At 56.4% G+C, this 21118-nt stretch carries 23 protein-coding genes; 9 read left to right on the top strand and 14 right to left on the bottom strand.

The genetic code is table 11. The features are described from left to right. Window positions 1-203 precede the first annotated feature (203 nt). From AQ996_RS00600 to AQ996_RS00575, 6 genes are all read left to right on the top strand, one after another. Window positions 204-908 (top strand): CDP-alcohol phosphatidyltransferase family protein, encoded by a 705-nt coding sequence (locus tag AQ996_RS00600; RefSeq protein WP_055250120.1) that lies wholly within the window; start codon window positions 204-206, stop codon window positions 906-908. A 66-nt stretch (window positions 909-974) separates the two neighbouring features. After that, the gene (locus AQ996_RS00595) at window positions 975-1409 is read left to right on the top strand and encodes an FHA domain-containing protein (RefSeq protein ID WP_006236002.1); all 435 of its coding nucleotides are present in this window, start codon (window positions 975-977) and stop codon (window positions 1407-1409) included. A gap of 3 nt (window positions 1410-1412) precedes the next feature. Then, a complete protein-coding gene (gene ftsR, locus AQ996_RS00590; protein ID WP_055250118.1) occupies window positions 1413-2291 on the top strand; it encodes a transcriptional regulator FtsR in 879 nt (292 codons plus the stop codon). Window positions 2292-2331: 40 nt separating this feature from the next. Then, the gene (locus AQ996_RS00585; protein ID WP_055250116.1) at window positions 2332-2862 is read left to right on the top strand and encodes an adenine phosphoribosyltransferase; all 531 of its coding nucleotides are present in this window, start codon (window positions 2332-2334) and stop codon (window positions 2860-2862) included. A 32-nt stretch (window positions 2863-2894) separates the two neighbouring features. Then, entirely contained in the window at window positions 2895-4013 is a 1119-nt protein-coding gene (locus AQ996_RS00580; protein ID WP_055250114.1) for a C40 family peptidase, read from the top strand. Between the two features lie 178 nt (window positions 4014-4191). After that, window positions 4192-5058, top strand: a complete 867-nt coding sequence (locus AQ996_RS00575) for a DegV family protein (RefSeq protein WP_055250113.1) — start codon at window positions 4192-4194, stop codon at window positions 5056-5058. Window positions 5059-5130: 72 nt separating this feature from the next. Here AQ996_RS00575 and AQ996_RS00570 read toward each other — a convergent pair whose 3' ends face one another. Continuing rightward, entirely contained in the window at window positions 5131-5742 is a 612-nt protein-coding gene (locus tag AQ996_RS00570; protein WP_172674580.1) for a DUF1836 domain-containing protein, read from the bottom strand. 154 nt (window positions 5743-5896) lie between these two features. Continuing rightward, window positions 5897-6835, bottom strand: coding sequence for an NAD(P)/FAD-dependent oxidoreductase (locus tag AQ996_RS00565; RefSeq protein ID WP_055250111.1), 939 nt, complete (start codon window positions 6833-6835; stop codon window positions 5897-5899). Between the two features lie 119 nt (window positions 6836-6954). Between AQ996_RS00565 and AQ996_RS00560 the strand changes: the two genes are divergently transcribed. Further along, window positions 6955-8256, top strand: coding sequence for an MGDG synthase family glycosyltransferase (locus tag AQ996_RS00560; protein WP_082435455.1), 1302 nt, complete (start codon window positions 6955-6957; stop codon window positions 8254-8256). A 393-nt stretch (window positions 8257-8649) separates the two neighbouring features. On the opposite strand, the gene dut is transcribed toward AQ996_RS00560, so the two are convergent. Genes dut through AQ996_RS00545 form a run of 3 tightly spaced genes read right to left on the bottom strand, consistent with a single transcriptional unit; the run spans window position 8650 to window position 10042 of the window. Then, window positions 8650-9093: a dUTP diphosphatase gene (dut, locus tag AQ996_RS00555; protein ID WP_055250109.1), complete on the bottom strand. Its 444-nt coding sequence runs from the start codon at window positions 9091-9093 to the stop codon at window positions 8650-8652. Between the two features lie 4 nt (window positions 9094-9097). Further along, window positions 9098-9541: a transcriptional regulator NrdR gene (gene nrdR / locus AQ996_RS00550; protein ID WP_055250107.1), complete on the bottom strand. Its 444-nt coding sequence runs from the start codon at window positions 9539-9541 to the stop codon at window positions 9098-9100. A 51-nt stretch (window positions 9542-9592) separates the two neighbouring features. Further along, entirely contained in the window at window positions 9593-10042 is a 450-nt protein-coding gene (locus AQ996_RS00545; RefSeq protein ID WP_055250106.1) for a LysM peptidoglycan-binding domain-containing protein, read from the bottom strand. A 163-nt stretch (window positions 10043-10205) separates the two neighbouring features. On the opposite strand from AQ996_RS00545, the gene lexA reads away from it, so the two are divergent. Together lexA and AQ996_RS00535 are read left to right on the top strand one after the other, a co-directional pair. Continuing rightward, window positions 10206-10850, top strand: coding sequence for a transcriptional repressor LexA (gene lexA / locus AQ996_RS00540; protein WP_055250104.1), 645 nt, complete (start codon window positions 10206-10208; stop codon window positions 10848-10850). Then, entirely contained in the window at window positions 10850-11554 is a 705-nt protein-coding gene (locus AQ996_RS00535; protein WP_055250103.1) for a heparan-alpha-glucosaminide N-acetyltransferase, read from the top strand. Before lexA ends, AQ996_RS00535 begins: the two co-directional genes overlap by 1 nt. Here AQ996_RS00535 and hflX read toward each other — a convergent pair. The 9 genes from hflX to AQ996_RS00490 form a co-directional block, all read right to left on the bottom strand. Beyond that, entirely contained in the window at window positions 11539-12828 is a 1290-nt protein-coding gene (gene hflX, locus AQ996_RS00530; protein WP_055250101.1) for a GTPase HflX, read from the bottom strand. The genes AQ996_RS00535 and hflX overlap by 16 nt on opposite strands. Next, window positions 12828-13766: a tRNA (adenosine(37)-N6)-dimethylallyltransferase MiaA gene (miaA, locus tag AQ996_RS00525; RefSeq protein WP_055250099.1), complete on the bottom strand. Its 939-nt coding sequence runs from the start codon at window positions 13764-13766 to the stop codon at window positions 12828-12830. Before miaA ends, hflX begins: the two co-directional genes overlap by 1 nt. Beyond that, window positions 13766-15136: a tRNA (N6-isopentenyl adenosine(37)-C2)-methylthiotransferase MiaB gene (miaB, locus tag AQ996_RS00520; RefSeq protein ID WP_055250097.1), complete on the bottom strand. Its 1371-nt coding sequence runs from the start codon at window positions 15134-15136 to the stop codon at window positions 13766-13768. Before miaB ends, miaA begins: the two co-directional genes overlap by 1 nt. Before the next feature lie 45 nt (window positions 15137-15181). After that, window positions 15182-15499, bottom strand: a complete 318-nt coding sequence (locus AQ996_RS00515) for a stage V sporulation protein S (protein ID WP_006235982.1) — start codon at window positions 15497-15499, stop codon at window positions 15182-15184. 74 nt (window positions 15500-15573) lie between these two features. Continuing rightward, window positions 15574-16659 (bottom strand): ATP-binding protein, encoded by a 1086-nt coding sequence (locus AQ996_RS00510; RefSeq protein WP_055250094.1) that lies wholly within the window; start codon window positions 16657-16659, stop codon window positions 15574-15576. 1 nt (window position 16660) lies between these two features. Further along, the gene (rny, locus tag AQ996_RS00505; RefSeq protein WP_055250092.1) at window positions 16661-18211 is read right to left on the bottom strand and encodes a ribonuclease Y; all 1551 of its coding nucleotides are present in this window, start codon (window positions 18209-18211) and stop codon (window positions 16661-16663) included. A gap of 257 nt (window positions 18212-18468) precedes the next feature. Further along, window positions 18469-19161: a regulatory protein RecX gene (locus AQ996_RS00500; RefSeq protein ID WP_082435453.1), complete on the bottom strand. Its 693-nt coding sequence runs from the start codon at window positions 19159-19161 to the stop codon at window positions 18469-18471. Window positions 19162-19172: 11 nt separating this feature from the next. After that, complete coding sequence (recA, locus tag AQ996_RS00495; protein WP_055250090.1) at window positions 19173-20321, bottom strand: recombinase RecA; 1149 nt, start codon at window positions 20319-20321, stop codon at window positions 19173-19175. A gap of 257 nt (window positions 20322-20578) precedes the next feature. After that, window positions 20579-21109, bottom strand: a complete 531-nt coding sequence (locus AQ996_RS00490) for a CinA family protein (RefSeq protein WP_055250088.1) — start codon at window positions 21107-21109, stop codon at window positions 20579-20581. Between the last annotated feature and the right edge of the window lie 9 nt (window positions 21110-21118).

Below are 21118 nucleotides of genomic sequence, written 5' to 3'. Positions count from 1 at the left end.
TAATCACCGAATCAAAACGTGTACATCAGCCATCAAAGATGCCGAAAAATGTCATATTTGGAGGCTGATGTACACAAATGCAGAATCCCGCACAACCCAGTAGCATCCTCCATATGTCTGGACTCTCTATGCTTACGCTGGATAGACATCGCCGGAACGGCTATAGTATCGAAAGTATTGTCGTTAACCAGCGGGGGAGTCCTGTGGGCATCAAAAAGAAGATCAAAAAGGAGCTTATCGGCACTTCCGATTACCCGTCGAATAAGATCTTTACGATCTCCAATTTCATCACCTTTACGCGCCTGATCCTCACCCTGGTATTTCTGTACCTGTTTGTGACGGATAACAACCGCGTCATCGCCATCGTTATCTACGCCGTTGCCGCCTCTACCGACTGGATGGACGGTCAGATCGCCCGCATGACCAAGACGGTCTCGTGGCTCGGCAAGGTCATGGATCCCATCTGCGACCGCGCGCTGCTGTTCACCGGCGTACTTGGGCTGGTGGTTCGCGGAGAGCTGCCAATCTGGGTCTGCGTGCTCATTATTGGCCGCGACATCTATCTGGGCATCGGCACGCTTATCGTTCGTCATTATCACCGTCGCCCCATCGATGTCGTCTTTCCCGGAAAGATTGCCACCGCGCTGCTCATGACCGGCTTCTCGCTCATGCTGCTCGGGTTCCCCGTTATTGACGGCCTGCATCTTTTACCTTCAACCCTTACGGCCTTCCCGGGCCTCAACGGAAGCTCGGTGCCCCTCGGCATCCTCTTTGTGTACGGCGGCGTGATCTTCTCCATGCTCACGGCTGTCATCTATTCCATTAAGGGCGGAGTGGCCATTAAACAGGCTCTCGCGCATCCCGAGGACGAGGACATCGACTTTCTGAACCCCGAAATCGAAGACTGATTCGTTGGGGTATGATTACGTACGGTTCATTATTTGCGGCACGTCCGCGATAAGTTAGGGGTTGTCATGGACAACATGGTTAACAATATGCCTCAGAATGATAAGACTGCTGACGCTACCTGCGTATTCCGCGTGCCTTCAAGCGACGTCACCGTTCCCGACCTCATGGCCAACGTGCGCATCACCGCACCCGTTCTGTCCATCGTCAAGGGTCCGCAGACCGGTGCCGCCTTTGAGCTCGAGGACGACGTGACCACCATCGGCCGCGATCCTGCGAACGGCATCTTCCTCAATGACATGACCGTTTCGCGTAGCCACGCGCGCATTATTCGCGAGGGCCTCGGCGCTCGCATTGAGGACCTGGGCTCGCTCAATGGCACCTGGGTCGACGGCGCCATTGTCAACGCGGCCCCGCTGCACGATGGTTCTTCCGTCCAGATCGGTACGTTTACGCTCATCTACCACGAGAGCACGCCGGAGCGCATCGAAACCGGTGAGTAGGGCATGGCCGAACGCAACTATCTGAGTATCGGCCAAGTCGTCAACCTTCTTCGAGGCGCATACCCCGATCTTTCGAACTCAAAAATTAGATTTCTAGAAGATGAGGGGCTCATTACCCCTCATCGTACGCCTAAGGGATACCGTCAGTACTCTAAGGAGGACGTTGATCGCCTGGAGGTCATCCTGCACTTGCAGAAGACCCGCTACATGCCGCTCAACGTGATTAAGCAGCGCTTGGAAAACGCCACGGACCTGTCAACGCTCGCTTACGAGGTGGGCTTGCTGTCCGATGTTCCGCTCAAGACGGAGCCCAAGGAGACTAAGCAAAAGCTGCATCCCATTGAGACCATTCCCGATATGCTGGGCGTCGAGATTTCGTTTATCCGCTCGCTCGCCGAGAACGACCTCATTCGCATCATCAAGAGTCCGCAGAATCGTGAGCTCGTCGATGGTCGCGATTTTCCAATCATCCGCTACTGCTCCGAGCTGTCACGCTTCCATATCGAGCCCCGCAACCTGCGTCAGTACGTGTCTTCCGCCAACCGCGAGTCCTCGATGTTTGAGCAGGTGCTCGTGAGCATGCTCGGAATGGATACCTCCGATGACGAGCGCGACGCCAAGCTCGAGCGTGCGTTTAAGAAGCTTCACGACCTGACCGAGGGTGTGCACACTGCGCTGCTCAAGAACCGCGTTTTTGAGTCGCTCAACGCCGTGGTCGAGGACGCCGACATTGATGCACTCGATGAGGAAATCGCTCGCTCCGAGTCCACCAAGGCCAAAAACGAAGAAACTGCCGCGCCGGCTTCGCACGAGGATTCTCTCGTAAAGCCGCTCAAGGTCGTCGCCCCTTCGCAATCCGGCACCGTCACCGCGGGCAAATAACCGCTGTTGATATTTCGGCAACCCATTGAAAGGTCATGCAATGTACGACTTCGAATCTCAAATCGTCGACATCCCCGACTATCCCGAGCCCGGAGTCGTCTTTAAAGACATCACGCCGCTCTTTGGCAATCCCGAGGCGCTCAAAGCCATGACCGATGCCCTCGCCGAGCACTTTGCCGACATGGGAATCACCAAGGTCGTGGGTCCCGAGGCTCGCGGCTTTATGGTGGGCGTTCCCGTGGCCGTCGCTCTGGGCGCCGGCTTTGTTCCCGCACGTAAACCGGGCAAGCTACCCCGCAAGACGGTGAGCCAGAGCTATGAGCTCGAATACGGCACCGACTCTATCGAGATCCATGCCGATGCCATTACCTCTAAAGATACCGTGTTGATTCTGGACGACTTGGTCGCGACGGGCGGAACCGTCGAGGCAACAGGTAAACTTGTGCGAGATATGGGAGCAAAGCTTGTGGGCTACGGGTGTATCCTTGAGCTTGCGTTTCTCAACCCGCGCGAGAAGCTCACGCCGACTGACGACGATGTTGAGCTCTTTAGCCTGGTGATGGTGGACTAGCCGTTACCCTTAGTTACTGGAAAGGAAGCTACATGCGCACAGCAAACACGCACAAAAACATGGCACGCTGCGCTGCTACGGCAACCCTCGCTTGTGTTTTGGGCTTGGGCCTCGCGGCTCCTGCCTACGCCGATACCGCATCCGACCTTGCCGCTGCTCGTACGAAGCTCGAGCAGATCGGTACCCAAACTCAGCAGATTTACGATGAGCTCGCCACGCAGACGCAGGCGCTCGATCAGACTGCCGGCGAGATCACGCAAAAGCAGCAGGAGATCGCCGATGGTCAGGCCAAGCTCTCGACCTATGTCGCCGGCGAGTACAAAACCGGCGGTCTAAGCCTGCTTCAGGTTTTGACGGGTGTCGATGATCTGAGCGATATGCTCAACCGTCTGTTCTACTACGGCAAAGTTTCCGATAAGCAGGCTCAGACCATTCAAGAGGTAAAGGAGCTTAAGCAGCAGCTCACCGATAAGCAGGCCGAGCAGGAGAAGAACGTCGCCGCCACGCAGAAGAAGGTCGACGAGCTCAACGCTCAGCAGGCTGAGGCCCAGAGTGTCGTGAACTCCCTGGATTCACAGTTGCAGGCCGAGCTTGCTGCCGAGGCCGAGGCCAACGCCACGCTGCAGGCGGGTATCAACGCCAGCACTGCCGAAAAGGCCACGGTGAGCAACGACACCGCCGGTACGACCGAGAACACCAACAATGGTGGCGGAACGACCAACAACGGCGGCAACACGCCCGCGCCCGCTCCGGCTCCTGCTCCCACGCCGCAGCCCGTGACGCCCGCTCCGACTCCGACGCCTTCCGCACCGAGCCAGTCCGTTGACGGCGGTACCGTTGTTTCGCGCGCCTACAGCAAGCTCGGATACGCTTATTCCTGGGGCGGCATTGGACCGAACAGCTTTGACTGCTCCGGTTTTGTAAGCTATTGCCTCACCGGCCGCTACTGCCGCCTGGGCACCACCGGCACCTTCATGGGTTGGACCCGTGTGTCCGATCCGCAACCCGGCGATGTTGTGGTTAACTCCTACCATACAGGCATCTATATCGGTAATGGTCAGATGATCCATGCTTCCGACTACAAAACCGGCGTTATCATCAGCTCCGTTGCAGCCGGTATGAACAACAACTACATCTTCGTACGCTACTAATTTATTACTACAGCGAACGAACGTGGGCCTCGCGATCTTGAGTCACGAGGCCCATTCTTTTTGCGCCTACCGTTTGCCTTATGAACAGAACGGCTATCTAGTATTCAAAACTAGATAGCCGTTCAATTTATGAGAAAGACGGCTATAATTGTTGAGGAACAATTAGAAAGGACCCTCAATGAGCTGGGCACTTATCTCCGATTCGAGCTGTAATCTTCGCGATTGGCAACCAACCGCACCTCATACCACCTTTGCATTTGCACCCCTTAAGATTCGAGTGGGGGAGCGTGAGTTTGTCGATGACCTCACACTCGACGTTCACGAGCTCAATTGCGCCGTGCAGGCGGAGTCGAGCGCTTCTTCGAGCGCCTGTCCAAGCGTAGGGGAGTGGGCCGAACTCTTCAGGCTTGCCGACAAGACGATCTGCATGCCCATCTCGGAGGGCGTCTCGGGAAGCTACAATGCCGCAGCCACCGCACGTGACATGGTGCTTGCCGAGGATTCGGACCGTCAGATTCATCTGGTTAATTCACGCGGAGCCGGCGGCAAAATGGACCTGATCTTCCTGCTGTTCGACCGCTATCTGGCAAGCAATCCAGATGTGACGTTTGAAGAGGCCTGCGCCTATTTCGATCACCTAGAGCAGCAGAGCAAGATCCTCTTTAGTTTATGCAATTACGAAAACCTTGCGAAGGCCGGACGCATCCCTAAGGCGGCCGGTGTTATTGCCAACAAGCTCAATATCCGCATTTTGGGCACGGCGAGCGAAGCGGGCAAGATTGAACTCGTTGGTCACACCCGTGGCGAAAAGAAGACGCTTGGCAAGATTGTCGATACCATGGAGGCCGAGGGCTTTACTGGCGGCGAGGTCGTTATCGACCATGTCGAGAATGAGGCGGGCGCCCAGGCGCTTGCTGACCGCATTGTGGAGCATTGGCCCGGCTCCAAGACGATTATCATGCCCTGCAACGGACTGGATTCATATTATGCCGAAATGCACGGTCTCATTATCGGCTACGGTATGGGCGTGGCGTCGGGCCGATAATATCCAACTAGACAAGCGTACGGGTGGGATAAGGAGCCAATGGCTCTTTATCCCACCCGTCTTATACCTCGGTTAGCTATTAAACCCATTGAACTTTAGATAGCTCATCAGATACGCCTTCGAAACGAAGGACGATACCGCACTGCGCACGAGCAGCGATTCGCGCGTAACCTGATGTGCGGTATCGGGCACGGGAGTCTGCTCGACGGAAAACGCCGCACGAATCGATGCCTCGAGCTGATCAACCACATAATCGAAAGCCGTCGGAGCGTCGTAGCTCAAGCGCTGAATATTAAAAAGCGCCTGAACCGCAGCGATGGGCAGCACCTGCTTAAAGATACAAATGGCGATGAGACGCGCGATCTGCTCACGGCCATACTGCTTTTTAACCGGAGCAGGAACGAGGCCAACCTTCACGTAGTTATTGATCATCGATGGCGTGATAACGGGCTGCTCTACGCAAATCGAAAGCGGCTCCATCCACAGCGCAACATATTCAATAACTTGATCGCGATAGAGCGTTACATTGGGCAGCTGTTCATAGCGCGGCAGGCTCAACGCGTTGAGTTTACCGACCATATCGGACTGAATAAATGCATCCGGCAGCACCGTCGGCTGAATATCCTCCGGCTTAATGCTGACCGATGTATCTGACATCGGGATAACATGTTTAGCGTGGTTCATAAGAGGCCTCCGTTCGTTTTCTATATTGTATTCTAGGTTATCTAGTTTTACATACCACATAGCCGCAAAGTAAAAGTGGTTGGGCGGCACATTGATGCACCGTCCAACCACTTTGCTTAAAGACAGCAACCTTACATAAGATATATTATCGTACTTATCCACGGAGAAACGCGTATGCGCTCGTTGCCGCTATGGCTCCGTCCGAAACAGCGGTCACAACCTGGCGTAAACGTTTGGAACGGATATCGCCAGCGGCAAATAGACCTGGCGTGCGGGTCGCCATGGATTCATCAGTCAGAATGCCGCCATCAGGCGCCAGATCGACTAGATGCTCAACAAGCTCGGTATGGGGCTGCGTTCCGGTAAAGACAAAGATGCCAAACGAGCCGGGCTCAAATGACTCGGTATGAGTCTCGCCGGATGCATTGTCCTTAAAGGTAATCGTCGTTGGCATGGCTTCGCCCGATAGCTCCACAATACTAGTTTGGTACCTAACTGTAATATTGTCCTTAGCAATCACCTTATTCACAACGCCCTCGGGCGCACGGAACTGGTCGCGGCGCAGCACGATGGTCACGCTGCTGGCAATGTCAGACAGGAAAAGCGCCTCTTCGCATGCCGAATTGCCACCGCCGATTACAAATACCTGTTTGCCACGGAAGAACATGCCGTCACATGTTGCGCAATACGAAACGCCACGACCGCGATACGTATCCTCGCCAGCGAAACCTGCCGGACGCGGCGTGGCACCCATGCAAGCGATAACGCTTGAGGCCAGCGTATCGCCCATATCGTGATGCACCGTAAACAGCGCCGCATCGGCATCGTAATCGACGCCCGTCACCATACTCCATTCAACCTGAGCCCCCAGGCCTTCAGCATGCTGTTGGAACCGCTCACCAAGTTCGGCACCGCTCAGCAGCGGAATGCCAGGATAATTCTCAATCTCGTTGGATGTAGCGATCTGTCCGCCCGACATGCCCTGCTCAAGGACAGTCGTCGTCAGGTTGGCACGCGCAGCATAAATGGCGGCAGCATAGCCCGCGGGGCCTCCGCCGATAATCGCAACATCGATCGTCTGATCGGTAGTCATGAAGAGTCCTCTCGTCGAAACGTTGTCGTTCTTTGCGCTCATACCCAAATTTACGTGAACATGACACTCATGCACTACAATGATAAATCCCGTGTTACAACGTCGAAGGGGAGTTATCGATGGATCAGGCGCAGACGAGTGACGACGCTCCCCTGCTCACGCACAGCACTCCCCAATCGGAGCAAACCACGCTCCTGGCTCAGCAAAAACCTCTCGTGACCATCGTGCACGCCTCCGTTGGCTCGGGCCACAAGGCCGCCGCAAATGCGATTGCGCAGGCATTCGACCTCATCCGCGGCACCAATGGCATCCCCGAGGATATTGAGATTGAAGTGCTCGATATCCTTGATTTTGGACGTATTAAATTCGACGGTAATAAGACCGCGGCTTCTTTTACGGGAGCCACGCGCCCCATTTACGACCTGACCTGGCGATATACGCTTACGGGACATCTTCTCTGGGGTGGCGGAACGGCATGGTCGCGAATTATGTTCCCCGCCTTCAACGAATATATTCGTAGCCGCAGGCCCATAGCCGTGGTTGCAACGCACATCACAGCAGCCAATGTTGCCGTGGGCGCCCGCGTAATTACGGGTATCGATTATCCGGTCATCTGCGTACCGACCGACTACGAAGTCGAGGGATGGTGGCCCCACAAGGACACCGATTTATTCTGTGTTGCCAACGAATTTATGTCCGAAACGCTGCGTCCGCGCAAGGTGCCCGAGGCAAAGATTCGCATTACCGGCATTCCTATTCGCGCCGGATTCGACACGGATTACGATCGCGAGGAAGAGCTAGCCAAGTTCAACCTCCCCACCGACAAGACCGTCGTGCTGGTTATGGCCGGCGCCAGTTTACCTCAACCGTACGTCCGCTTTCGCGCGGCGATGGACCATACACTCCCCTTCCTGCGCAGCTTCGAAGACATGCACTTTGTCTTTTTGCCCGGCAAGGACACCGAATATGCCACCCGCCTCAAAACGCTCTTCGACGCCATGAAGCTCGATAACGTCACGGTGTTGGACTATGTCGACGACATGGCGGCCCTCATGCACGGCTGCGACCTGGCAATCCTAAAATCGGGCGGACTCACTGTTACCGAGTGCCTGTGCGCGCATCTGCCGATGATCCTGTTGGGCAAATCATACGGCCAGGAAAAGGCCAACACCACGATGCTCACCGGCATGGGCGCCAGCATGCATGTCACCACCGCACGAGAACTCATCGTTACCCTACGTCACTTGCACGACCATCCCGAATCACTCAAAGCCCTACTCATCAACGGCGAAGTACTACGCCGCCCCCACGCAGCCGAAGACATAGCCATCGCAACCATGGAGCTCGTAGGCAAACCCCAAAAGCGCAAAAGAGCCTTTTGCCGCTTCTACTGGGGCGGAAAACCCGCGCATATCCGCTAGCGTCTTAATGTCCGCTTACCTGTGGGAGGCCCCTATATATCATCCCGTGCTCAAACATTCTCGCTTCGCTGCGAAACTGCGCGCGGGACGATATATAGGGGCCTCCCGCAGGTAAGCTGCGTTAACGTACCAGCGGCTATACCAGATTCCCCACCAGTAGAATCTGCAAAGGGGAACCAGAAAATATAAATACAGTAAGTCGATGCGACAAAGGAGGCGTCCCTTCATAGCATCGACTTACTAGAAAAGTAAATATTGTTTCAAGCGAGTAGCCGCCCGCCCGGGGCTTACCTATATCGTTCTACGCGCAGTTTCGCAGCGAGCGAAGCGACGCGAGAATGTTTGAGCATGGAATGATATAGGTAAGCCCCGGGCGGGAGGGATACGGGCGCCCTAGGCGATGCCGCTGGAGCCGAAGCCTCCTTTGCCTCGGTCGGTTTTGTCTAGTTCTTCTACTTCTACGAGGTTGACCGTGGGGACTTCTTGGATGACGAGCTGGGCGATGCGGTCGCCTTTGTTGATTTGGATGTCGTTGGTGGGATCCAGGTTGATAAGGATAACCTTGAGTTCTCCTCGGTAGTGGGCGTCAATGAGGCCCGGCGTGTTGACTATAGACAGGCCCTGCTTGATGGCCAAGCCGCTGCGGGGCTGGACGAAGCCGGCGTAGCCGTCGGGCAGGGCGATGGCCAGCCCAGTAGAGACCAGACGGCGTTCGAAGGGCTTCAGGACGCAGTCCTCGTTGGAGCGCAAATCCAAGCCGGCATCGGTGGGATGGGCGTATTTGGGAAGCTCGACGGTGGGATCGAGACGCTTTATGTTGACGGTAATGTTGGGCATGGAATCACCTTAGCTTGTCGAGCTCTTGCAGAAACTCATCGACGTCTTTGAAATCGCGGTAGACCGAGGCAAAGCGGATGTACGCCACCTTGTCAATCTTGGCCAAGCGCTTGAGCACCATGTCACCCAACTCATGGGACGTGACGGCCGTCAGCGTGCGAGAGCGCAGCTCGACCTCGATGTCATCGATAATCTCATTGAGCTTCTTAGTGTCGATATCGCGCTTGATGGTGGCTCGCATCAAGCCGATGAGCAGCTTATTGCGATCGAACCGCTGCTTGGTTCCGTCTGACTTAATGACCTCGATTGGGTCTTCGCATCGCTCGAACGTTGTAAAGCGATAGTTACACGAGCAACATTCGCGACGGCGCTTAATGGTGTTATTTGACTCCTGCATACGAGAATCAACGACGCGGGTATGTGCCTTGCCGCATTTGGGACAGCGCATGGTACCTCCTCTTAAACGATAACAAGGGTACCATGCGCAGCGCGATAATGATTACGAACGAGCAGGAACCTTAAGATGCGCACCGGCGGCGAGCGAACCATGCTCCAGATGATTGACGTTACGGATCATGTCGGAAGTCTCTTGCGTGGAAAGGCCTTCGATTGGATATTCCTCGGCAAGCGACCAAAGAGAATCGCCAGTCTGAACGCGAATGGTCTCGTAAGTAATGTTGGAAACGGACTCGGCATACGCGGCGTGACGAGCGCTAAAGACCGAAGTAGCGAGGACAAAGAAGAGCGTAAGCGCAACGGCGACGGCGACAATCGTCGGAACCTTCAGGGCAACGCGGGCCGGCGCGACTACAGCCTGCTGATTGCGAGCAGGCTGTACGGTCAAAGGTTGAATGCCGGAGCGGCCACCCTGAACAACCGTAAAAGCGGGTTCTGCAGGCGTCTCGAGCTTAAGGGCGAGGTTTCCCTGGACCATATTCGTTGCGTTCATCATGTTCTCCTCTCGCGTGTTTTGCTGAGAACAGTTTTATCAAGCCGCGCGGACAAAAATGTCTAGCGCGAGAACGAATGTTCGGTTATTATTATCTTCGAACAGTTGTTCCTGTCAAGCAAAATTCGAACATTTGTTTGACATGGGTAGAGAGGATGCCCTGATGGCTCGCAAAATTACCAAGCGTCAGCAGCAAATTTACGACTTCATCAAGGAATATCAGCAGGAGAAGGGTTATCCGCCCAGCGTGCGCGAGATGGCTTCTGCCGTGGGCCTTTCCTCCCCAAGCACCGTGCACGCCCATCTCTCTGCCCTGGAGGCGCGCGGGCTACTCAAGCGCGATGCCACCAAACCGCGCGCCCTGGAACTCTTTAACGAGGACGGTTCCTCTGTCTCAATTTCTAAATCTGACGAGCCCACCGCACCTCGCGGAACGGTCTCGCTACCGCTCGTTGGTCGCGTCGCGGCTGGGATCCCCATACTGGCCGAGCAGAATATCGAAGACACGTTTACTATCCCGACCGAAATCGCGACTGATCAGGGTTCCTTTATCCTTGAGGTGCATGGGAGCTCAATGATCAATGTCGGCATCTTCAATGGCGATTACATCATTGTCCGTGAACAAAAGAATGCCATGAACGGCGAAATTGTCGTGGCCATGATCGATGGTTCAGCGACCGTCAAGACGTTCTACAAGGAGCAGGGACGCGTACGCCTGCAGCCTGAGAATGACACCATGGAGCCTATCTATGCAACGAATCCCGTTATCCTGGGCAAAGTCGTCGGCTTGATGCGCCGGTTCTCGTAATGCAAAAACGCATCACCATCTTTGATACCGTCCGCGGGTTTACGATGATTTCTATGGCAGGTTTTCACGCTTGCTATGATCTTGCCTACCTGTACGGCTGGGATATGCCTTGGTTTACCCAGACTGTCTTTCAAGACGTCTGGCGCGCCAGCATCAGCTGGGTATTTTTGTTTATCGCGGGTTGGATGTGTACTCTTTCGCGCAACAATATCAAACGTGCCGCCAAATACGCCTTAGCAGCACTCGTTGTCTGGTTGGCAACAACACTTGTCTCAGTCGACGATTCGGTTAATTTTGGCATCATCTACTGCATGGCCGCATGCACCGGCATCGTGGCGTTGACCGATCCCGTCCTTAAGAAGATAACGGCGAGATGGGGCATGCCCCTATGCCTTGTGTTGTTCGCCCTCACCTGGAGCATCCCCAAAACGATCTACCCTGTCCCCTACCTGGCGTGGCTGGGATTTCCGAGCCCTGGGTTTGTCTCGGGTGATTACTACCCCATCATCCCGTTTATCTTTATGTATCTTGCAGGATACTTCGCCGCACACATAGCGCAGGGAATCGATGAGACCGTCCCTAGCTGGGCCTACGCCAACCCCCTGCCGGCGCTCGCCAGCCTTGGACGTCACGCTCTCCCCTTTTATCTGCTGCATCAGCCCATCATTCTGGGCATTTTGGAGCTCGTCTACTCGGTGCGATAACGCTCGAGCCGCGGTGCAATGCGAGCCGGCAACTTCGCCACAATGCGAACGCCGTCCTCGAGATATTCCTCATGCAGAAGGGTTCCCTGCTCATGCACCAGCGTGATGAGAGCGCCCTCACGATACGGGATATCAGCGGAGAGCAACACATCGGTGGCAGCTGCCTCGCGAGCAATCCGGTCGACGAGATCGTCGAGCCCCTCGCCCGTTTGGGCCGAGAACAGAACGGCCTCCGGATAGCGACGACGGAAACTCAATCGATCGACGCTATCGAGAAGATCGATTTTATTGAATACGGTCAGCGTTAAACGCTCTCCGGCGCCGATCTCATCAAGCACGCGGTCGACAGCCTCCAGCTGCCGCTCATAGTCCTCGTCAGACGCATCTACGACTTTGAGAATTAGATCGGCACCCAAAACCTCGGACAGCGTCGATTTAAAGGCATCGACCAGACCATGGGGCAGCTTTTGAATAAAGCCGACGGTATCGGTAATCGTCATGCCGCGACCGCCGGGCAGACGATACGAACGCGTCGTCGGGTCGAGCGTAGCAAACAGCTTGTCCTGCGAAAGTACCGTAGAGCCGGTCAGACGATTGAGTAACGTCGATTTACCGGCATTGGTATAACCGGCTAACGCGACGCGAAACGCCGGTGACTCAATGCGACTCTTGGATTGAACATCACGACGCTGTTCAACCTGCTTGAGCTCACCACGAAGCGCAGCGATCTTATTACGAATGAGGCGACGGTCGACCTCGAGCTGACTTTCGCCCTGACCAAAACGTGAGCCGATGCCGCCGCGCGTCTGCTCCTTGGCGAGATGGCTCCACATGCCACGCAGGCGAGGCAACAAATATTGAAGCTGTGCCAGCTGTACCTGCAGGCGTCCCTCACGCGTCTGAGCATGCAGGCCAAAGATATCCAGGATCAGTGCTGTACGATCGATAATCTTTACCGGCTCGCCCACGGCTTTCTCCAAATAGGATTGCTGCGAGGGGGTCAGGTCGTCGTCAAAAATAACGACATCGGCATCCATGCGATGCACCAGGCCGCACAGCTCTTCAACCTTACCGGAACCGATAAACGATTTAGGATACGGCTTTACCAAACGCTGCGACAAGCGTGCCACGCACTGGGCACCAGCCGTGTGGGCAAGGCGTTCCAGCTCATCGAGCGATCGATCGAGTGGCCATGCATTGTCGCGCCACTCAACACCAACTAAAATGGCACGCTCGGGCTCGGGTGCCGTGGGAACAAGGGGGAAACGGGCCATTAGGCAGCCTCAATACGATGCAGGATATCCTCAACGACCCCATCGATCGTACATTCATCCATATCAAACCACACGATACGGTCATCGCGCTTAAACCACGAAAGCTGACGCTTGGCATAACGACGCGAACGCATCTTAATGAGTTCGCGAGCCTCATCCATGCTCATCACGCCATTGAAAGCATCGATGATCTCTTTATAGCCAATTGCCTGCATCGACGTCAGGGCATCTCCCAGCCCCTGGTCCATAAGACCGCGGACCTCATCGACAAGACCCTGCTCAAACATCAGATCGACGCGCAGGTTAATGCGTTCATAGAGCACCTCGCGATTTCGCGTCAGGCCAAACCATAACGCATGATAATGCTCGCGCGGAACACTAAACTGCGACTTTTGCTGCGCATAGGAAACCCCATCATCGTGCATTTCGAGCGCGCGAATCACACGCCGCACGTTATGGGGATGAATAACAGCAGCCGATTCTGGATCGCGCTCGGCAAGCAGGGCATGCAGTTCTTCCTCGCCAATACGCTCGGCAAGCTCCTGATAGCCCGCACGACGATCGTCCTCAAGTTCACCCGAGGGAAAGTCCATCTCATCAAGGGCGGCCTTGAGATATAGCCCCGTACCTCCGCAAAAAACCGGCAGGCAACCCAAACCAAGGAGACGTTCAACATGCGCGCGAGCGTCAGCCTGATAAAGCGCAGCAGAATATGCCACACCCGGCTCTACAATGTCGACGAGACGCAGCGGCGCCGTGCACTCATCGGGCGCCATCTTTGCGGTACCGATGTCCATGCCGCGATAGATTTGCATCGCATCGCACGACAGCACTTCAGACGAAAGACGAGCTGCCAAACGGTCGGCAACATCGCTTTTACCAACCGCCGTCGGACCGACGATCGCAACGGCGGAAAGACCTGCCCCGGGAGCAACCATTAGCGCGGCTCGCCCACAACAGAACCGGACAAATACCAGGTCTTGGCAACGTCAACGTCAACATCAACGATCTTGCCAACAAGCTGATCGATGCTGTAACCCACGGGGATAGGCGCATGCACGGTCTGATTCTTGGGACTCTTGCCCAGCAGGACCGCATCGTTCTTTTTACTCGTTCCCTCAATGAGCGCGGAAACCACAGTATGAAGCTCGCCCTGGTTATACTCGTGTGCCGTGGTCTCGATAACCTTAACAAGGCGATTGAAACGCTCGAGAATAACCTCATGCGGCGTAGGATCGTCAATCTCGGCGGCCGGGGTACCGGCGCGCTTGGAATAGATGAAGGTATATGCCTGAGCATAGCGGACCGTCTCGGCAAGTGAGAGCGTCTGCTCAAAGTCTTCTTCAGTCTCGCCCGGGAAGCCAACGATAATGTCGGTCGAGAGCGCGATATCGGGCATGCGGTTGCGAATGCGATCGACCAGGCCCAGATAGTCCTCGCGTGTATAACGGCGATTCATCTCTTTGAGGATCCGCGTCGAACCTGACTGGACGGCCAGATGCAGCTGCGGCATAACGGCAGGCGTCTCGGCCATGGCGTCGATGGTCTCGGGCAACAGGTCCTTGGGATGCGAAGACGTAAAGAAGATGCGCTCCACACCCGTATCGCCCACGGCACGCAGCAGATCGGCAAAACGCGGCTTGCCAAACAGATCGCGACCATATGAATTAACGTTTTGACCCAGCAGCGTAATCTCACGCACGCCCTGGCGCACCAAACCGGTCACCTCGTCGACAATCTCATCGAAGGGGCGGCTCTTTTCGCGACCGCGCACGTACGGCACGATGCAATAGGTGCAGAAATTATTGCAGCCCGTCATGATAGGCACCCAGGCGTGATACTGGGTCTCGCGATGCCACGGCATGCTCATGGCATCCGTATCCTCATGCTCATTGGTGCGGATATGACGCTTGCCGTCCAGGAACGCCTCGGCAATGAGCTCGGCCACATGAGCGATGGAATGTGTACCGAAGATGACGTTGACGTTATCGACGTTGGTGAGCAGGCCCTCGCCATCGCGCTGCGCGATGCAACCACCAACGGCAACAACACGTTTGCCCGAAGGCGAAGGCGGCAGGCTCTTGCAAGAGTTGCACTGGCCGTACAGGCGAGTATCGGCAGCCTCGCGCACGCAGCATGTCATGAAGACAACGATATCGGCATGCTCGGGATCGAGCGCCATGAGGCAACCATACGAATCGAGCAGACCGCTCACGCGCTCAGAGTCGTGCTGATTCATCTGGCAGCCAAAGGTGCGGATAAAGTAGGTTTTACCGGCAAGAATATCGCGTACGGAACGCTGGTCCATGTGCATAAGTCCTAACAATGGGGAGCTAAACGAGGCAATCAGAAGCTATGCCACCGGCTTAACATCATCCATGACGACGTTATCCATAGCAGCTCGATTGATCTGGTGAACGTAGATAGAAAGGCGGATGGCCGTGCGTGACTCCCCGTTAATAAGGATGTCGGAGAACACGGGCGCGCAGGAAATATCAAAACCAGTTGGAATCAAAAAACCGCGCGCGATAGCCACGGCCTTAATGGCCTGGTTGACCGCACCGGCGCCGACACACTGGATGTTGACGGGTACACCATCCTTGACCATGCCGGCGATGGCGCCGGCAACGGACGCGGGCGATGATTTGCTTGATACCTTCAGGCAATCCATGAAGAAACTCCTGCGTTTAAAAGTACGTTTTAACTGCAATAACTGTATCGTACCGAGTGGACTCGGTAAAGGCACTATTCCTCTTTGGCAAGATCGAAGGTCACGGTGATTCGATCACGCGAAACGCGAATCTTTGGGTCGCCGCAAAGGTTGAGATAGTACCGGGCGGCAAGGTCATTAAAGTCGCGCTCCACAGCACGCGAAAACTGTGCCATATCGTCCTTGGCAATACGTAGCCCGCGACGATCCTTCGCAAGATCGACAGGAGCCGGCGCATGCGAGGAAGAATCGCGCTCGCGCAGCAAACGCGCGGTCACACCGCGAACGGGCTTAATCTGCCCCGCCAAAATGCGATGAGCCGTGCGCTCGGACATCTCAAGACCCAAACCCGAACAGATACGGATAAAGTCCTCGGCATCAGAGGCAAGGCCTAAACGGTCGACAACCGGAAGCTCGCTCTCGTCATCAATGAACAGGAGGCGCGACGTATCGAGCCGACTTGACGCCTGAGCATAAAGGGTCGCGGCAATCTCAGACGGAGAACCAAGATAGACATCGCAACCACGTAACTCCTCAAGCGCAAACTCACAAGCAGCGCGAATAATATTATGCGGACCGCGAGCACAGACATAACGTCCGTCCTCATCCTTGACGGCCTGGGGCCAGCTGGACTGATCGGCACGCTCACTGAGGCGGTTAGCCGCAACGCTCACCTTGAAGGCTGAACCAAGATCGACGCCGGACGTGACCACACGGGCCTCGTCGGTGTTCTGCTTGATCGAAAACAATGCCATGCCACGACCGTGAACGCCCCAACGGTCCATCTTCATGCTCTCGAGCTTGGAGGTAACGCGGGCATCAAAGATTCGCTCTTGCATATCCTGCGGAACGCCAGAACCGTTATCCAGAAAGACAAGCGTGCGGACGCCATCTTCCTTGGTCGTGGCGAGATAGACCTTGTCGGCGCCGGCATCGCGAGCATTACGGAGCATTTCGATGACGATGTCCTCGACATGCTGAATGTCGTGCTTAGCTTGGCGCCGCTCGGCCTCCGAAACGCGGAGGCGGACATACCCCTCGCCAAGGTTCTCCTCGACGCGAAGGTTGCCCTCCCCCGACATCGACGCGATAAATGAGATGAGCTCGTTCGCGTCGCTCATGTTATTTAGCGATATCGACAGCGCGGCTCTCGCGAATCACGACAACGCGCACCTGACCGGGATACTCCATCTCTTCCTCGATCTGATGGGCGATATCGTGAGCCAGAACCGTGGACTGGGCATCGGAAATCTTGTCCGGCTGGACCATGACGTGGACCTCGCGACCGGCCTGCATGGCATAGGTACGCTCGACGCCGTCATGGGAGTTGGCTATCTCCTCGAGCTTCTCAAGACGCTTGATGTAGTTCTCGGCAGACTCGCGACGGGCACCGGGGCGAGAGGCAGAGACAGCATCGGCGGCCTGTACCAGGACATCGAGCACCGTGTTGGGGTCGACATCGGCATGATGAGCCTCGATAGCGTGGACGATAACGGGCTTCTCGCCATAACGGCGGGCCAGCTCGGCGCCGATGACGGCATGCGGGCCCTCGACGTCGTGGTCGATTGCCTTGCCCAGGTCGTGCAGCAGGCCGGCGCGCTTGGCGGTCACAACGTCCAGGCCAAGCTCGGAAGCCATCACGCCGCACAGATCAGAGACCTCAAGGGAGTGCTGAAGCACGTTCTGACCAAACGAGGTGCGGTAGCGCAGGGCACCAAGGGTCTTGACGATCTCGGGATGCAGGTCGTGGATGCCAGTATCGAAGGCAGCCTGCTCGCCAGCCTCGCGCACGCGCTGCTGAACCAGGTCGGCAGCCTTGTGATACATCTCCTCGATGCGGGCGGGGTGAATGCGGCCGTCCGCGATGAGGTTCTCGAGGGCGACACGGGCGGTCTCACGACGGACCGGGTCGAAGCTCGAAAGAACGACGGTCTCGGGCGTGTCATCGATCACCAGGTTGACGCCGGAAACCTGCTCGAAGGTCCGGATGTTGCGACCCTCGCGACCAATGATACGGCCCTTGAGGTCATCAGAGGGAATGTGCACGGATGTAACGGTGACCTCGGCAGTGTGGTCGGCTGCGCAGCGCTGAATCGCCAGGGACAGAATCTCCTGGGCGGTCTTGTGGCACTCGGCGCGAACCTGCTGCTCGGACTCGCGAATGATCGTGGCGGCCTCGTGGGTGACCTCGCCGCGAACCTTATCGAGGAGCTCCTTGTGGGCATCCTCGCGGGTAAGGTCGGCGATACGCTCAAGCTCGGAGGTCTGCTTTGCGCAGAGCTCCTCGAGCTCACGAGAGCGCTTCTCGACCTGACCGGCCTGGCTGGACAGCTGATGCTCGCGCTTGTCGAGAGCGTCGTTGCGGCGATCGAGGGATTCCTCGCGCTGCATCACGCGGTTCTCGAGCGTACGAATCTCGTTCTTACGCTGCTTGTCCTCGGCCTCGGCGGCCTGCTTGTTCTTGATGATCTCTTCCTTGGCCTCGAGCAGAGCCTCTTTTTTGAGGGTCTCGGCCTGACGCTTTGCATCACCGATCAGGGACTCTGCCTGCGCGTGTGCCGACTGAATCTTTTCGTCGGCCTCGTGAAGACTACCCTGCTTGGCGGTGCGCATGTAGGCAATGGCGGCGATGGCACCCAAAACGAGGCCAACGAGCGCTGCAATGATAGGCATGCTCACTCCTTTTTATGGATTCGTTACACAGCAAAGCGAACCGTCCTTACGAACGGCTCGCGACATTTGAGTAATATGGGCGCAGCTTATGCGGGTCGGATACAGATAAACATATAAACAAACTCATCACAGATGAGCACATATCACAGAGCAAATGACAGTAAATATCCTACGTTGAACCGCAACAACTGTCAAATAAACGCACCCGGCACGGCGCCAATCGAGCGGAGAACGGCAGGGGCGTAACGGGCGAACGCTTATACGGCGCATTCCTCGCTTAAGGCATCAAGGCGCGCCTTAACGGCATCGGCGGCGATGTGATACGAGAAGCCTTTACCCATCAAAAATCTGACGAGCTTTTCGAATGCACGGACCTCGGGGACGCGACGTTTAGCGAGCAAGGCCGAAGCGCGGGCCAAGTCGTCATCCACGGCAAAATATGCCTCGGGATACCCGGGGATATCGTCAAGCACGACATGACGACGCTTGAGCTCAACCTCGATCTTGCGCTGTCCCCAGCCGCGACGTTTGCGTTCTTCGATAAAGTACGAGCAAAAACGGTTCTCGTCCAAAAACCGATACTCGGTCGCTCGAGCAACCGCAAAATCGATCGCGGGCTGTCGAAAGCCATAGCGCGCCAACTTATCGCGCACCTCGCCCGTGGCATGATCGCGGCGCGAAAGCATCTCGGTCACCATGGTGAGTGCACATTTGCGTTCGATAAGCTGCACCGCCTCGCGAAAGTCATCCCAATCACAGGGAAGATCGGGGCGGTTCTTAACGTACAGGCGCGCCACGCGCACGGGAATCCAAATGGAACGTTCGAAACCGCCCTCAAGATCGCAATCGATATGCGCGCAGGGCTTTTTAGACGCATAACCACTCGAGAACGAAGAGGCCGCCTTCTTATCAGGAAAGACGACCGTAGCCTCGGTCACCGTATACGACATGTCGGCATCCGCTACTCGTCGTCATCGTCGAGCATTGCGGAGCCATCGATGGCGTACAGCTCATCAAACTCCTCGGGGGCGGGCTGATCGGTCAACTCAACCTCAGAGGGGGCATCGTCGTCATACTCAAGACCGCAGGCAAGGCGAACCTTGTGCTCGATCTCGTCGGCGCAATCGGGGTGCTCGCGCAGGAACGTCTTGGCGGCCTCGCGACCATTGCCGAGCTTGTCCTCGCCATAAGCAAACCAGGACCCCATCTTTTTGCAGATGCCGCACTCGACGGCCATATCCAGAATCGAGCCCTCTTTGGAGATGCCGGTGCCGTACATGATGTCAAACTCAGCCGAGCGGAACGGAGCGGCCACCTTGTTCTTAACGACCTTGGCACGCACGCGATTGCCGATAACTTCGTCCTTGAGCTTAATGGTATCAATTTTGCGAATATCGATTCGCACGGAAGAGAAGAACTTGAGCGCGCGGCCGCCCGTGGTGGTCTCGGGATTGCCGAACATGACGCCGATCTTCTCGCGCAGTTGGTTAATGAAGATGCAGGTCGTGTTGGACTTGGCAAGCGAGCCGGCGAGCTTGCGCAGCGCCTGGCTCATCAAGCGAGCCTGCAGACCCACCGTCGTGTCACCGATCTCGCCCTCAATCTCGGCACGCGGAGTCAAGGCGGCAACAGAGTCGACGACGATGGCGTCGATGGCACCGGAGCGCACAAGCATATCGACGATCTCGAGCGCCTGCTCACCCGTATCGGGCTGGGAAATCAACACTTCGTCGATATCGACACCAATGCGCGCGGCATAGGTGGGATCAAGCGCGTGCTCGGCATCGATAAATGCAACGACGCCGCCCATGGCTTGCGCTTCTGCAAGGATCTCGAGCGAAAGCGTCGTCTTACCGGAGGACTCGGGGCCATAAATCTCGACGATACGGCCGCGCGGCACGCCGCCGATACCCAAGGCGGCATCGAGTGCCAGAGAGCCCGTCGGAATAGCCTCGACCTCGAGCTCGGGGCCGCCGTCACCATACCTCATGATGGAACCTTGACCGAACTTCTTCTCGATCTCGGCCTTGGTGGTGGCGATCATCTCTTCGCGCTCTTTGCCCGTCGTGGGTGCATGGACGGTACGTACGGGACCTGAATTCTTGGCCATGAATAGCCCTCCTCTTAACAACCTGCATCGATAATAAACGAACGGCTGTTCGTGGTCAACCGTTCAGACCAATCATATGCAGGCAGTCTTTCCAAAACCCAACCAAACGCCGACCAAACACTGTCCAAATGCTTGACCACATAGGGCCAAATAAAAACAAGGAAGGAGATAATACACCTATGACCAGCACAAAAGCTAAATTCGTCAGAGGTTCCCATCTCCACAATTAAGGGGCCCTAAGGCCCCTTAAAACACGCCTATTCCATAGAGTTGAGCACAAGGGCAATGCGTCCCAATGCCTCCGTGACCGCATGGGCACGAACACACGAACGGTCGCCCTCATAGTGGCAACGCACAGAGTCCACGATCGGCACTTCCCCATCAGCCACGCGATACGCCCAGCCAATATAGAACGTGCCGGCGGGGTCTTGCTCGGTGCCACCACCGGGCCCAGCGTAGCCCGTTGCGCTCACGGCCACATCGCTCTGATAGAGGTCCAGCGAGCCCGCGGCCATCTCGCGCGCCGTCTGGTGCGACACGGCGCTAAACCGATCGAGCGTCTCCTGCTCAACACCCAGAACACGATGCTTGATCTCATCGCAATAGGTCACCGCACCGCCGCGCAGCACCGCCGAGGCGCCCGGGATATCGGCAATCGTCGAGGCGATCATACCCGCCGTCAGCGACTCAGCCGTAGAAACCGTCACGCCCCGAGCGCTCGCGCGCTCGACAATATCGCGCGCCAGCTCCTCGTTATGTGCGGAAATCTGCTCAAAAGAGTCCGCCATACCCACCAG

It is taken from the genome of Collinsella aerofaciens (assembly GCF_001404695.1).
GTDB lineage: Bacteria > Actinomycetota > Coriobacteriia > Coriobacteriales > Coriobacteriaceae > Collinsella > Collinsella aerofaciens_E.
Note: the sequence above shows the minus strand (reverse complement) of the source record. Positions and strands in the feature narration are given on the sequence as shown.

Excerpts from the sequence above, each read along its gene's own strand:
- AQ996_RS00585 (WP_055250116.1), top strand. The coding sequence starts at position 2,332 with ATGTACGACTTCGAATCTCAAATCGTCGACATCCCCGACTATCCCGAG.
- AQ996_RS00535 (WP_055250103.1), top strand. The coding sequence starts at position 10,850 with ATGCAAAAACGCATCACCATCTTTGATACCGTCCGCGGGTTTACGATG.
- AQ996_RS00490 (WP_055250088.1), bottom strand. The coding sequence starts at position 21,109 with ATGGCGGACTCTTTTGAGCAGATTTCCGCACATAACGAGGAGCTGGCG.
- AQ996_RS00570 (WP_172674580.1), bottom strand. The coding sequence starts at position 5,742 with ATGAACCACGCTAAACATGTTATCCCGATGTCAGATACATCGGTCAGC.
- nrdR (WP_055250107.1), bottom strand. The coding sequence starts at position 9,541 with ATGCGCTGTCCCAAATGCGGCAAGGCACATACCCGCGTCGTTGATTCT.
- AQ996_RS00565 (WP_055250111.1), bottom strand. The coding sequence starts at position 6,835 with ATGACTACCGATCAGACGATCGATGTTGCGATTATCGGCGGAGGCCCC.
- AQ996_RS00580 (WP_055250114.1), top strand. The coding sequence starts at position 2,895 with ATGCGCACAGCAAACACGCACAAAAACATGGCACGCTGCGCTGCTACG.
- rny (WP_055250092.1), bottom strand. The coding sequence starts at position 18,211 with ATGCCTATCATTGCAGCGCTCGTTGGCCTCGTTTTGGGTGCCATCGCC.
- lexA (WP_055250104.1), top strand. The coding sequence starts at position 10,206 with ATGGCTCGCAAAATTACCAAGCGTCAGCAGCAAATTTACGACTTCATC.
- AQ996_RS00545 (WP_055250106.1), bottom strand. The coding sequence starts at position 10,042 with ATGAACGCAACGAATATGGTCCAGGGAAACCTCGCCCTTAAGCTCGAG.
- AQ996_RS00575 (WP_055250113.1), top strand. The coding sequence starts at position 4,192 with ATGAGCTGGGCACTTATCTCCGATTCGAGCTGTAATCTTCGCGATTGG.
- AQ996_RS00560 (WP_082435455.1), top strand. The coding sequence starts at position 6,955 with ATGGATCAGGCGCAGACGAGTGACGACGCTCCCCTGCTCACGCACAGC.
- recA (WP_055250090.1), bottom strand. The coding sequence starts at position 20,321 with ATGGCCAAGAATTCAGGTCCCGTACGTACCGTCCATGCACCCACGACG.
- AQ996_RS00515 (WP_006235982.1), bottom strand. The coding sequence starts at position 15,499 with ATGGATTGCCTGAAGGTATCAAGCAAATCATCGCCCGCGTCCGTTGCC.
- ftsR (WP_055250118.1), top strand. The coding sequence starts at position 1,413 with ATGGCCGAACGCAACTATCTGAGTATCGGCCAAGTCGTCAACCTTCTT.
- AQ996_RS00500 (WP_082435453.1), bottom strand. The coding sequence starts at position 19,161 with ATGTCGTATACGGTGACCGAGGCTACGGTCGTCTTTCCTGATAAGAAG.
- AQ996_RS00510 (WP_055250094.1), bottom strand. The coding sequence starts at position 16,659 with ATGAGCGACGCGAACGAGCTCATCTCATTTATCGCGTCGATGTCGGGG.
- dut (WP_055250109.1), bottom strand. The coding sequence starts at position 9,093 with ATGCCCAACATTACCGTCAACATAAAGCGTCTCGATCCCACCGTCGAG.
- miaB (WP_055250097.1), bottom strand. The coding sequence starts at position 15,136 with ATGGACCAGCGTTCCGTACGCGATATTCTTGCCGGTAAAACCTACTTT.
- AQ996_RS00595 (WP_006236002.1), top strand. The coding sequence starts at position 975 with ATGGACAACATGGTTAACAATATGCCTCAGAATGATAAGACTGCTGAC.
- hflX (WP_055250101.1), bottom strand. The coding sequence starts at position 12,828 with ATGGCCCGTTTCCCCCTTGTTCCCACGGCACCCGAGCCCGAGCGTGCC.
- miaA (WP_055250099.1), bottom strand. The coding sequence starts at position 13,766 with ATGGTTGCTCCCGGGGCAGGTCTTTCCGCCGTTGCGATCGTCGGTCCG.